A 13,061-nucleotide genomic window follows, 5' to 3' on the forward strand; every position below is an offset into this window, starting at 1 on the left:
TATTGCTAGGAAACATTTTAGTTTATAAATATCGGTAAAAATAATTAAATATTATGACAAAATATTTAGCTGTAATTGGCAAGACAGAATATTTAAAACTATATGGAAGAAAGATAGGAATATGGGAGCTTTTAGAGTACCAACCAAGTGGTTGGTTGTGTTCTCTAGCTTTCAAACAATCATTAATTCCAAATGCTCTTATCTTATGGGACTGTGGTGCATACTCATATCGTTATTTAGATATTCCGAAAATCCGAGGAAATCTTGCTACCCCAAAGTGGGCAATTCGTGAGTACAAGGAACGTAGTAGACCTGGAGATATTATAGTAGCCCCAGACTCACTATTTTTAGGAAACAATATCAACCAGCGTCGGAGATTCAACTATGAAAGTGCGGCTAAGTTTATTGAATTAACTGCTGAACTAGAGGGCAGGCTACCAATGGCAGTCATACATGGTTTGACTGTGGAGGAAAGGTTGAAAAGAGGGGTTGAATTATATAATTTGGGATATAAAGCGCTGGGTATAGGAGGATTAGTTGCCTCTGCCTCTAACAAAAATCACAATATTCATATAATCCGAACCATAGTTGAGGAATTACAAAAACTGCCAGAAAAGATTTGGATTCATATCTTTGGATTGTCAGCGCCAGCATACGCTAAAGCTTTCCATCAATTAGGGGTTACTAGTTTCGATGGTGCCAGTCACTTTAAAGAGGCTTTCTCTGGAGGCTCCTTCTTTCTCGCTGAAGGAGAAAAGCTCATCAAACACAAAGTAGTCAAATCAGGGGAGATTTCTACTGTATATTTATGCAACTGCTTATGCTGTTTCACTTTAAGAAAAGCAGGAATTGATACACGCAGATACGGCTCTAACCAAAACAATAAAGGACGAGCTATTCACAACCTTAATCAACTTATGATTGCTCAGAAAAATGCAATTCTTCAAAAAAGAAGATGAGTTCAAAACTATATCGAACTCTGGTAAAGAGAAATTAAAACGCTAACTGCCAGCAGAAATTAACCAAAATACGGTTACCAATCACAATCTGCCAAAAATAATTGGCAGATTTTTCATTTAAAATTTACAACACAAATTATGAGTCTCACATCAGAATTAAGAAACCAAAACTCACCTTTAAGAAAATGGTTCAACGGGAAATTAAATAATGCCATCATTAAGCTGGTTTCAAACCACAATAATTTAATGTGTCGCCAACCAATTATCAGACCACTTGAAGGCACAGACTTTGCATTGGTAGGAAATGCTGTATGCTATGCAGTTAGAAAATATCTATCCCAAACAGCCAATGACGCTAACTGGATATACAAGACTATAGCAAATGTAGGCGCAAAAAAACTAAATGTTGTACCACTCTTGGAAAAATGCGCAATGTACACTAATGTACCTGAAGAAGAAGCATTTTTGTGCTTACTGCTAGCCGTCCTAGAAGGAACAGGTAGAATGGGCATTTCAAATCATCCAATGCTTCAACCATTCATCAAAGGCGAAAAACTGTTTCACCTAGACAAAGAGTTTTTTGAGAAGTGGCAACCATCAATTACAGATGCAGCAGCTATCATCAAAACTATACCTAACACTTGGCAATCTTGTGCCAATGGTATCAATGGTAGAATCATTTCTAATGCCACCTTCTCCTTAAGTAATTGCATAGGTGGAGCCGATGCTCAAATTATCTGTAGTAACGTATTAATTGACGTGCGAACAAGTGCCAAGTCTCAACCATTTACCTTAGAGAATCTATACCAACAAATCAGCTATTGTCTACTAGATACAGATGATATGTACAGCATTAGACAACTAGTGTGGTACTACAGTAGGCAACAGGCTTTATTTATTTACCCAATTGAAAAACTGTTCCGAAATCTACCTAGTCTAAGAAAGGAATTTGCGGATATGATTTTGGAGAATTATGGAAATGATAACGAATTATTTGAGAATTTTTTGGATTCAAAATACAAAATTCAAAAGTTAAGGAATAATTTTGAATTATTTAATTAAGGATACAAGCTCATAGTTTTAGATATCGAAAGTATTTTTTGGTTCAATCCCCTATATGCGCGACATGGGGTAATTTTGGATTTTGCATTTGAACTAAAGGATTGGCTTTAGAACAATAACTATTATCCCAAATCCATTGCCCCTAAGAATTGGCGATCGCACAATTAGAGAGTAACAATCATAGCCTGCTGTGTAAATCCTACCTGGGTAGGATAACAGAAAAATCTATTCGCGCTGAGGCGCTCTTGTGTATGAGTAAATCTACAGAAAAAACTATGAGCGCCATAATAAACCAATACCGTCAGCTTGATGTAGAGTTTGTTGTACTTAATGATTTAGCAAAGAGACTTCGCACAGCTGGTGCCAAAATTTCAGTAAGGAAAGTAGGAAATATCCATAGAATTACTATGTTGAAAGAACCTACAATCGCGACTGTAGAGCAAATTTTGGGTTACGCCAATTCAGCAAGTGGTAAAGCTATAGCAGATGAAGAAAACCAAATAAATAACAAGGCGATCTTATTCAGTAATGATTCACCTGATATGCCGAGTAGTACTTTAGAACCCGCTATAGAAGGTGAAGCCAGCCAGCCTTTGGAAATAGCGACTGTGGAAGAACTCAAGGCATTGCCAGTAAAGAAACTGCAAGAACTAGCAGCACTACACAAAATCAAGGGGCGTACCAAAATGAATTCTGAGAAACTAGTTGAAAAATTGCATGGTATGGTCGAAAAGAACCAACTCAACTGAAGCCACTTAGTGATATTCTCCAACTCCAAAATAAACCTAAGTCTTTTCTTAGGTTTATCTTTTTTTGACACCAATTTAACCCAATTTAGAAGTTGCACATTGCATTCTTAGATGGGAAAACGCAGATAAAAAAGCGCTACGCGCATTCTTATATAGAAAAGTACAATAATCAAGGATATGACACAACAAGTTTACGTTAATAAAATCGAACTTGTAGGCAGGGTAGGACAAAACCCTGAAACTAGGTATTTCGAGTCTGGTGCAGTCAAATGCACTCTAACACTAGCCATTAAACCACCCTACAAATCAGATACCCCACTCTGGTTTGACTTAGAGGCATGGGGCAACATTGCAGAAGTCGCAACCCAGTACGTGAAAAAGGGGTCAACTATTGGTATCACCGGCGAGTTAGTACTCGACAAATGGATTGACAAAAACACAGAAGAACTTAGAGAAAAACCCTTAATTCGTGTAAACAACTTGGAACTGATTAGTTCCTCCCGAAGCAGCGAAGAAATTGAATCCAATAGCGACCAACAAAACCAGATACTCAACGCGAATTTTTAATTAAAACAACACATTCCACTGCCATCTCGCCAGTTGTCAGTGCGATTTGTTGATATTTTGGCGCGCTAGGCGCAATCACAAAAAACTTTGGAGATAAAATAATCTATGATTAATGCCACATTCACCCTCAAAATACAATCTATCAACGAAACTCACGATGGGCAAGGAGTCAAGATAACCTATGGAGAGTGCATATTCTCTCACTACTCTAAAGATGGAATCGTGGAAGATAGCATTGCTTATAGAGCAAAGGGTGCAGCAGCACTATCCATTGCGGAAGCACAGACTAGCAGCAACGGAGTGGCTATTGGCTATTTAGATATTGAAGTAAAAGATAGTGGCAAAGGATATAAAAATAAATCGTGTACCTTAGTCATTCGCAACTTCATTCCTACTACTTCTGCAAACATTTCTTCTGTTAGCACTACCAACGATCCTATCCTACCAGTACCCCAAGAAAATACCAAACAACTAGTTGGTGCTGCAACAGCTTCTTCAGCTAACAACGGTTATCTAAACACTACAGATACTTCCAAGATTCCGTTCTAATTCCTGAATGCTTCTAGCTATAGGGCTGGGATTGAGCCACACCGGCGAACTACCCAGCCTTCGCTTCTCAGTTAGTTGGTGCCGCTACGCGGAACTTAAATGTCAAAAGTTTTACATATCAAAGCTTGTGACTCTTTGAAATGGTTGCTTTATTTACCACCACGCCGTGCTGGAGTCAGCCATAACCGAAACTCACCATACACAGGAACGATGAGGAGAAATTAATGCAAGGTAAAGTTACTGCAATTTTAGCTCTAACGCTATTGATTCATCCGTGTCTTACCCTAAAAGCCACTGCTCAGACCGAGCAAGCCGCTCCATGTAAGGACATCCCTTCGTGTGCGGTCACTGGTACTGTAGTAATAGGGGGCGCTATCTACTATGTCAGTGAAGTACCTACATCAAGTGCAAGCAGTATGATGTAGGCTTCGGGTTGATTCCCGAATTTCCTTGAGGGTACTCGTAGAATCCGAGGATACTATGATCAATTTCCCCCTCCGGCTTTTTATAGTTGGAAAAACTCCCAATCCAACTCGTTTTATGTTGACTGCCGCGTTGATATCACGGTTTATACAGCCAACATCACACGCTTTACAATCATGAATCCTATCTGATAATTCTTTCGGTACATAGGTATCACAATTGCAACAAATTTGGCTCGTGTAGTTTGGTTTTACCCTGATAACCTGTCCCCCAGCTTTCTCGGCTATGTAAGAAAGGATGTCAACAAACTGACCGAACCCAGCATCTAAAAAACTTTTGTTTAACCCGCTTTTTTGAGATTGATGATTTGGTAGAAACTTACCATTTTCATCAAGTCTCGCTTTGTTGCGCTTGGTGAGATTCTTTAAGTCTAAGTCTTCTACAAAAAATACTTTTTTATTTGTTCTTGCCAACCTATGACTAGTTTTGAAATGATGGTCTTTGCGAGAACGAGCTATTTTTTGATGAAGTTTGGCTTCTTTCTTCGCCAACTTGCGTCTTTTAGCAGACCCCTTTTTCTTCGTTGATTTCTTTTTAGATATTTTTGCTAATTTATCTTGGTTTTTGCGAAATGCTTTTACTGATGGGAATAATTCACCTTCAGAAGTAGCTACAAAAGCGCTTCCATCTAATACTGCATCCAAACCACTTGAATTTTTAGCAGTTGGAATAATTTCTTGTAATGGACTATGAGGCACTGTCTTGTCTTCTAAAGACAGCGTTATGTACCAGCCATCCGCTTTCTTTGAAACTATACAAGTTTTAATTGTAAATCCTTCTGGTAGTGAACGATGGAGGATAATCTCTATCTCGTCTATCTTGGGAAGCTTGATAAACCTTCCTTGTATCCAACTATCCAAAGCTTGAGGGTAAGTAAAAGATTTGAAACTCCCAGATGACTTGAATCTCGGTTTACCACCACGTTTTCCGTTTTTATCTCCTTTTATATAACGATCAAAAGCTTTATGAACACGTTTAACAGTGTCCTGCAAAACTTGAGAATAAATATCACTAACGTCTAATAACTCTCCCGACCACTCAACTAGAATTAAGTCCTCTTTAAGAAAAGGTAGTAAGTCTTGATGAGTATTGTAGTTAGGATTATCTCTAAGTTCTGGAAGTGGACAAGAGATGATTGAACAGCTATTTATCGAACAACGGTTGTTTTCCCACCAATTCAATTTATCTGCCAGCATTCTGTTATAAAGATATTGACATAATCTTCTCACATGGTTAAGCTTATTCTTTTGTTCATTGTTAGGCTTAATCCGGTACTGGTAGCTCACCCTCATCCTTATCTCACCTCCTCGTTGACTATCAGTTTACTCTTTAATATAGTTTTATAGTATCGCCAACCTCCGAACATGTGTCAACCGTGACAGATGAATATTTATCACGTGCCAGAGGACTCTCAGAACTAAAGGCACAGAAGCGTGTTAGTAACTAAGTATGGACGCAAAGCTTTTACAAATGAAATGCTAGCTAGATTAGCAAGTATTCTCAAAGAACTGCTCTCAAAATGGGATTGTGAAGTAATAGAGTTTAATGGTGAAAGTGATCATATCTATGTACTATTTAGATACACTTCACAAACTGATTTACCCAAGTTCATAAATAACGTCAAGTCATTTACGAGCCGGTATTTGAGAAAAGAATTTGCGAAACACCTTAATCAATTTTATCGGAAAGATGTATTTTTGAGTAGCTCTTAGTGTAGGAGTTTTCTTCAAAACAAATTATGAAGAAATGGGACTATCTAAGTTAATCGAAATTCACATGCGCCGAGGTTGGACGAGACAAGAAGTTGTAAATTCTGTTAACAAGTTAGCTCAACTAGATCCCTCACAACTTGTTTTTGACTCAGATAAAAAAGGGATCGCTTGGCTAAAAAGAGAAATAAATCAACAGGGTTTCCCTACAGCTTGCTAGCACGGCATGACGCAACTCATATATTAGGGGTAGTCCTACCCCTATTTCTTCATCCTTTGGGGGCTGTGTACCTTTGACTACGTACACCATACATACTTGACACTGGTCCATGTAGTAGCCATATTCAAACTCAGGAACTTCTTTGCTCGTTACAGCGAATGGAATGCGACTTTTCAGAACAAAAACTCTCCGAGGTTAAGCAATGTCTCATAACCATAGTCATGGTCATCACGAGCATCCAACAGGTAACTATAACCGCGCTTTTGTCATTGGCACTCTCTTAAATATGGGATTTGTGATTGTTGAAGCCGTCTATGGCTACCTAGGACACTCTGTTGCCCTTATTGCCGATGCCGGTCACAATTTGGGTGATGTATTAGGATTGTTGCTGGCTTGGGCGGCCAGTTTCCTTGCCCGCCGCCCACCAACACAACGCTATACCTATGGGTTGCGCCGCTCCTCCATCTTGGTAGCGTTGATCAACGCGCTTATTCTTCTGCTAACGATGGGGGCGATCGCGTAACGCTGCTTTCTCTGAAGGGCGATCGCACCTCCCCACTCTCGTAAATCTAAAAATTTGAAGTGTACTACTATTTGTTTACAATCTTGCTAGAAAAATAGGTGCATACCTTACAAGAGGTTGCGATCGCTCGCGAACTTGATCAATTTCTAGCGAAATGAGAAACACTCATAATTCTTATGGCAGGGGGATCCCCGCTGAACGGATAGCAAGCTTAACTGCACCCTTAACTACATCGCTTACTGTTGCATCCCCCAATGACTGACCCCATCTCACCAATTTATCTTTAATTGTTGGGTCGTTCTGAGCTTGAGTCGCTATATCTCTCGCCACCTCCTCCTGAGCAACGTCAACATTTACACCTCTCCTTTGTAAATTTTCAATCAAGTCTTGAATCTGAGCCGCAGCGTGAGCTAAATCTTGGCTCATATTAATGTAATCTCCCTGGATATAGTCACCCCCATGTGTATTAATAGATTCATAATAATTACCACCGCCTGTATTAATACTTCTCATTTTTGCTCCAATTTCAATTAGTTTCACAATGAACTCAATAAGTTGAGGTTGATTATTATCAATTTCAAGAAGTCCGATAAGACGCTGTAATTCAGCATTTTGATGACCTCCTTGCATAACTTGTGATAACTCTGCTTCATAGGTCTGGTCAAATTCCTGTTCTACAGTTCCTTTATCAGTCTCTTGTGAGACTCTAATTTTAACCACAACACCGCCGCTAATCTTATCGAAACCCTGTAAATTATCAGGTGTAATGTCAGGATTTTTCTGAATTAAATCCCAAAAAGCAGCAGTCAAAGCCTGTCGATTATCTGAGTTACGTATCCGAAGCTGGAGTGTTTCAACATTTTCTGTGTACCGTTTTTCAAACTCTCCAGGTTCAAATATTTTGTTGGGAGCATGAGGATGTCTTTCCCTAATGCCGGATTTTGAATCAGCACGCTCTGCTAAAAACACATATTCACACTTCACCTTATTAAGTTTTGTTTTTGAAGTAATTGTCCAATTCAGTATACACGCGCCAGTTAGAGTTGACTCTCTAAGATCTGCACCATCAAGCTTTGTTTGTGTCAAGTTCGCCTCAGACAAATTTGCCCCACGCAAATTTGCTTCGTTTAAGTTTGTTCCAACAAAACTGGCTGATGATAGGTTTGCTGATTCTAAATTAATCCCCTCAAGATCTAAACCGTCAAAGTTTAAATCCTCTGAGTTGAGCCGTCCAACTTCCTGACTCATAACCAACTGCTGAATTTTTGGAAGTGCAATATAGCCGCCTTCTAGACAACAATATTCAAAGTGTCTTACCTTATACCAGCGAACTCTTTTAATAGACTTAAATGCTTTAAAGTTCGCACTTCTAACAGATGCCGCAGTAAAGTTGGCATCTGTTAAATCAGAGCCATTAAATGTAGTGCCACCAGAAACAGCGAATTCAACATACATTTTCCAGAGCCAACTAAATCTCTTATCTCCTATGAGGGCTAATTTAGAAAAGTGCCAGCCTAGACCACCTCCAATAGCGGCTCCAAATATTCCTGCTATCCATGTGCCGCCCTCAGTTGCCGTTCCTAACCCTTTGACATACCTTGCCAAATTTGGAATCCATTTCAGCAAAAGCTCTTCCCAACCTTTTAGACTAGATGTGAACAGAAACACTATTAGAAGAGCCAAAAGTGCTATGACAGTCCAAATGATGTAGCCAGTATCAGTTTTGGTATCATCAATAGAAACTTTCACCGCGTATGCAGATGCAGTCGTGATAACAATTAATGCAATTCCTGAAATTGTATGAACAGAAATTGCTAAATTTCCTAGAAGAAATGTACGTATTGCAATGATTAGAGTGAGTGAGCAAAACCAGCTAAGTAGTAGAACCACAGATGAAGGTTTTTGACGAAGAGTAAGGAAGAAATAGTATATTGCAAATGAGCTAATGATCGTTGATGTAAAACTTGATAAGATACAGAAAAATATTGTTACAAAAATGACCCAAATTGTATGAGTCATCTTCAATCCAGATTGGGTTTTTTCAAAGTTTGCCCGAATTAATGTAGCACCAGTAAAATCAGTTCCTTGGATTTTAGCATTCTTGAAATTTACACAGGGTAGTGCAATATCCCCGTCAACATAAGTAACATTATCTGATGAAATAGTGTTATCTGAAGCGCCAGTAAATTTTGCTTCTCGAAGATACGCGTGGCTGAAGTTTGCTCCTTGGAGCTTAGCATCACTGAAATTAGCATTAAAAAGTTTTGCTCGAGAAAAATTTGCCCCTCGGAGATCTGCTCTACTGAAGTCGGCTCCCCTTAGATTCTGTCTTTCAAAGTTCTGATTTTGTAGATCCTGGTCGGAATAGTTTTGAGCCATAAGAAGTTGGATTATGAAGGCTGAAACAGGGCAAACACATCTAAAATTAACAAAACTAAATTGACAAAAAACTTAGTTTATGAATTTGACGTATAAATTTAGTTGCAATGCTCCTTAGGCTAATCGCCTTCGGGAGATTAATGAGGTGTCGGTTTCAACAAAGCGTTGTTGTTACGGCGCTTCGCAGATCTTAGCAGATACTGTCAAGTTATATACAGGGATTATAGGGGATTATTCTATATAATTACCTTAACTTCTGAGAAACTTTTCCACCACCTGTAAAGGCTAGAAACACCGAAAATTGTGAAAATTTGCGCCGAGTTAAAATTTGGTGGCACGATAAAGCAGGCTTTTGAACATTCAAAAAGCCCAAAATCTGAGCGGAGGATTCAAGCTCGTAGCACTGAAACAACATTTCTTCATTGTCACCTTGAAAGGGCTAGTCCTAAATTCTTGAAAATATAAGGGAAGTACACATGCAAACTACACAAAAGCTTCTACGTCGAGGTTTACTACTCGAATACCTGACTTTAGGGTGGAACGTTGTCGGTACTTGCATTGTTATGAAGTCAGGACTGCAAGCAAACTCCATCGCCTTAGTGGGATTTGGGCTTGACTCCCTGGTTGAGATTGGTGCCTCAACAGTAGTAATCTGGCAATTAACCGGGGTTAATCAGAAGCGCGAACAGCAAGGATTGCGCTTAATTGGAACGGCATTCTTTGTACTAGCAACTTACGTATTGATTCAGTCGGTGACTACATTGTTGGCTCAAGCCCGTCCCCAGCAGTCTTCTGTTGGTATTGGGTGGTTAGTTGCAACATTTGTGGTCATGCTGGCTTTAGCAGTTGGCAAGGCTCACACGGGGAGAAAGCTTGACAACCCTGTACTTTTGACTGAAGCCCGTGTCACTGTAGTGGATGCTTATCTTGCTGGCTCTGTGCTTGTTGGCTTACTTTTGAATACTTTTTTTGGTTTGTGGTGGGCTGATCCAGTTGCTGGATTGGTTATCGTCTTCTACGGCTTTAAGGAGGGTTGGCATGCTTGGATTGAGAGTGTAACTTAAAGGAAAAGATGGCCGGAATTAAAGGATAAAGTGGTTCTTGGCAAAACAAATTGGAATTATAAGCCCGCCAAACGGCAATATTATCGTTCCACCGACAGGATAAGACTTTTAAGCTTAACCCGGTTTTCTGTTCCAATGATACTTGTACCCCTTCTACACGCGGGAAGAATGTCAAATAACTAAAGCTAATAACCTCTATAAGTTTTACTCAATCACGAAGTATTGTAAAAGAAAGTAAATATTTGTAAAGTAAAGTTACAGGCAAACAAAACGCCTGATTCATAAAACATCATCGCAATCATAAAACCATGACAGCAACCCTACAGCGCACTCGTAGTGCAAACGTATGGGAGCAGTTCTGCAACTGGGTAACCAGCACTGAAAATCGCCTCTATGTAGGTTGGTTCGGTGTATTGATGGTTCCCACCCTGCTAGCTGCAACCACCTGCTTCGTAATCGCTTTCATCGCCGCACCTCCAGTAGACATCGATGGAATCCGTGAACCTGTAGCAGGTTCCTTAATGTACGGAAACAACATCATCTCTGGTGCAGTAGTACCTTCTTCCAACGCTATTGGTTTACACTTCTACCCAATTTGGGAAGCAGCTTCTCTAGATGAGTGGTTGTACAACGGTGGTCCTTACCAGTTGGTAGTGTTCCACTTCTTGATTGGTGTATTCTGCTACATGGGTCGTGAGTGGGAATTGTCCTACCGCTTAGGAATGCGTCCTTGGATCTGCGTAGCATACTCAGCACCTGTTGCTGCTGCAACCGCAGTATTCTTAATCTACCCAATCGGACAAGGTTCATTCTCTGATGGTATGCCTTTGGGTATTTCTGGAACATTCAACTTCATGTTAGTGTTCCAAGCTGAGCATAACATTCTCATGCACCCCTTCCACCAATTAGGTGTAGCAGGTGTATTCGGTGGTTCACTGTTCAGTGCAATGCACGGTTCCTTGGTAACCTCTTCCTTAGTTCGTGAAACAACTGAAATCGAGTCTCAGAACTACGGATACAAGTTTGGACAAGAAGAAGAAACCTACAACATCGTAGCAGCACACGGTTACTTCGGTCGCCTAATCTTCCAATATGCGTCCTTCAACAACAGCCGTAGCTTGCACTTCTTCTTAGCAGCATGGCCAGTAGTTGGTATCTGGTTCACCGCACTAGGTATCAGCACAATGGCGTTCAACCTCAACGGTTTCAACTTCAACCAATCCGTAATCGACTCACAAGGTCGCGTAATCGGAACCTGGGCTGACATCCTCAACCGCGCTAACTTAGGTATGGAAGTAATGCACGAGCGTAACGCTCACAACTTCCCTCTAGACTTAGCTGCTGGTGAAGTTGCTCCCGTTGCACTAAGCGCTCCTGCTATCAACGGTTAATCATTAACGACAAATAGTAAAAATCAAGAGCGCTCTCCTAAACGGGGGGCGCTTTTGGTCTTCGGTGTAAACTATCTTAGGCAACTTGATATTACAGCTTATCTGGCATTTCCAAAAATCCTTTGGGTCTAGTCGTTTTAGAGCGCACAATGTTATCCTCTAAGGAAGAAAATACCGTACTAGGCGTGGCAGAAGAGGAAGCGTTGGCTGTAACAGATCCATTATCCTGTTTTATTAATTTGCTCACTCGCTCAACAAATGCATGATGCAGTCCCAATACATCAGCAATACGATTGCCCATTCCCAAAGTGTCCAAATCCGGTGAAATCTCCACACCACCATTCCATATCAAAGTTCTATTAGCAAAATGTTCCTGTAGTTCCTTCCTTAAGTACTCCGCAGTGCCGCCACAGAAGATAATTTCATCCACATCAGCAGATAACTGCTGGGACAACCATCGAATCAAAGCCCTTGCGTAATCATCACGAGAACGCAGGGCTGACTCTGCAATAGTTGTAGCATCCTCTGCTATCTCTTCTGGTTTGCGCTTGCGAGAAAGTTTGGCTAACATTTCAGAACTGCATTCATCCCCAGCCTCCACCAATGCCTGTACTATCCTTGGATCTTCCTTAGACAGTCCACTACACCGACGCACAAAGGCATCTATCATCCACGCCATACCAAAGTCGCTTGACACTCCTGGGCTGAGTACTCCCCTTGCAACTACAGAGAGACTGGCGTTACGATAACCTATCATGGCAACCGCAACAGTACGATTTTTGAATTCTTCCCCCAACACTCTCCGGCGATTAAAGAGTATTCCAGCACCTTCGGTCATTGCATCAAATAGAATCAACTTGACCTGCATAGTACCAGTAGGGGTACTAAAATTGCTAAGGGCTTCCTTTAGCTTTGTCTCTAACAGAGAGCGATCGCTTCCCTCAGACGGTGGCAACAATACAGCCAAAGCAATACCCAACTTATTTGGAAGTTTCCACTTCTCCTTGAGCACCCACAATAAACCACATATCTTCGGCACTGCTACATCGTACTTGAGCTCCTTCAATAATGAATTGCCACCAAATTTGTATCTTGCCAAAAAGCCAATTGCGTAGTTTTCTCCATTTGGTAATCCTATCCAACACCCATTAGCTGGTTTTCCATCAATCTCACATTCCTTCAAAGACTCTAAAGAAACATCCGCTACCTCTGGCTCCATGCATAGTACCGTAGGCTCTCCCTTTGGGTACTGCATTGCTATAACTTTGGTAAGGCTTGCTCCCAAATCAATCGTGACCACTAAATCTGGACTGGAAATAGCTTTGTACTTAACTTTTACCATCGTTTGTTTTTATACTCTTTATTTTTTATTTCCAAGGTTTCACTCTCTCATCAGTAGTCAGTTT

Annotated in this window: 13 protein-coding genes and 1 pseudogene; 11 read left to right on the top strand and 3 right to left on the bottom strand. The window is 40.4% G+C overall.

All coding sequences use genetic code 11. The annotated features are described in order from the left end of the window. Positions 1-53 precede the first annotated feature (53 nt). The 6 genes from G4P69_RS07000 (at position 54) to G4P69_RS39885 (ending at position 4,111) form a co-directional block, all read left to right on the top strand. Positions 54-959, top strand: coding sequence for a hypothetical protein (locus G4P69_RS07000; protein ID WP_208339080.1), 906 nt, complete (start codon positions 54-56; stop codon positions 957-959). A 138-nt stretch (positions 960-1,097) separates the two neighbouring features. Further along, positions 1,098-2,021 (top strand): hypothetical protein, encoded by a 924-nt coding sequence (locus G4P69_RS07005; protein ID WP_208339079.1) that lies wholly within the window; start codon positions 1,098-1,100, stop codon positions 2,019-2,021. 251 nt (positions 2,022-2,272) lie between these two features. After that, positions 2,273-2,770, top strand: coding sequence for a hypothetical protein (locus G4P69_RS07010; RefSeq protein WP_243902118.1), 498 nt, complete (start codon positions 2,273-2,275; stop codon positions 2,768-2,770). Between the two features lie 177 nt (positions 2,771-2,947). Then, a complete protein-coding gene (gene ssb, locus G4P69_RS07015; protein WP_208339078.1) occupies positions 2,948-3,337 on the top strand; it encodes a single-stranded DNA-binding protein in 390 nt (129 codons plus the stop codon). A 105-nt stretch (positions 3,338-3,442) separates the two neighbouring features. Next, positions 3,443-3,886, top strand: coding sequence for a hypothetical protein (locus tag G4P69_RS07020; protein WP_208339077.1), 444 nt, complete (start codon positions 3,443-3,445; stop codon positions 3,884-3,886). Positions 3,887-3,985: 99 nt separating this feature from the next. Further along, complete coding sequence (locus G4P69_RS39885) at positions 3,986-4,111, top strand: hypothetical protein (RefSeq protein WP_279605107.1); 126 nt, start codon at positions 3,986-3,988, stop codon at positions 4,109-4,111. Between the two features lie 176 nt (positions 4,112-4,287). On the opposite strand, the gene G4P69_RS07025 is transcribed toward G4P69_RS39885, so the two are convergent. Further along, positions 4,288-5,661 (bottom strand): RNA-guided endonuclease InsQ/TnpB family protein, encoded by a 1,374-nt coding sequence (locus G4P69_RS07025; RefSeq protein WP_208339076.1) that lies wholly within the window; start codon positions 5,659-5,661, stop codon positions 4,288-4,290. A gap of 141 nt (positions 5,662-5,802) precedes the next feature. Between G4P69_RS07025 and tnpA the strand changes: the two genes are divergently transcribed. The 3 genes and pseudogenes from tnpA to G4P69_RS07040 form a co-directional block, all read left to right on the top strand. Further along, complete coding sequence (tnpA, locus tag G4P69_RS40410; protein ID WP_208339075.1) at positions 5,803-6,081, top strand: IS200/IS605 family transposase; 279 nt, start codon at positions 5,803-5,805, stop codon at positions 6,079-6,081. Positions 6,082-6,115: 34 nt separating this feature from the next. Then, complete coding sequence (locus G4P69_RS07035) at positions 6,116-6,298, top strand: hypothetical protein (RefSeq protein WP_208339074.1); 183 nt, start codon at positions 6,116-6,118, stop codon at positions 6,296-6,298. A 202-nt stretch (positions 6,299-6,500) separates the two neighbouring features. Next, positions 6,501-6,818: pseudogene (locus G4P69_RS07040) on the top strand (cation diffusion facilitator family transporter); the annotation flags it as partial. Positions 6,819-6,995: 177 nt separating this feature from the next. Here the strand turns inward: G4P69_RS07040 and G4P69_RS07045 are convergent. After that, entirely contained in the window at positions 6,996-9,200 is a 2,205-nt protein-coding gene (locus G4P69_RS07045) for a pentapeptide repeat-containing protein (protein WP_208339072.1), read from the bottom strand. A 476-nt stretch (positions 9,201-9,676) separates the two neighbouring features. Here G4P69_RS07045 and G4P69_RS07050 point away from each other — a divergent pair, with 476 nt between their 5' ends. After that, positions 9,677-10,264, top strand: coding sequence for a cation transporter (locus tag G4P69_RS07050; RefSeq protein WP_208339071.1), 588 nt, complete (start codon positions 9,677-9,679; stop codon positions 10,262-10,264). A gap of 308 nt (positions 10,265-10,572) precedes the next feature. Continuing rightward, positions 10,573-11,655, top strand: coding sequence for a photosystem II q(b) protein (gene psbA / locus G4P69_RS07055; protein ID WP_208339070.1), 1,083 nt, complete (start codon positions 10,573-10,575; stop codon positions 11,653-11,655). 91 nt (positions 11,656-11,746) lie between these two features. Here the strand turns inward: psbA and G4P69_RS07060 are convergent, their stop codons facing one another. Beyond that, positions 11,747-12,997 (bottom strand): ParM/StbA family protein, encoded by a 1,251-nt coding sequence (locus tag G4P69_RS07060; RefSeq protein ID WP_208339069.1) that lies wholly within the window; start codon positions 12,995-12,997, stop codon positions 11,747-11,749. Positions 12,998-13,061: the final 64 nt, after the last annotated feature.

This window comes from Aetokthonos hydrillicola CCALA 1050 (assembly GCF_017591665.1).
Taxonomy (GTDB): Bacteria; Cyanobacteriota; Cyanobacteriia; order Cyanobacteriales; family Nostocaceae; genus Aetokthonos; species Aetokthonos hydrillicola.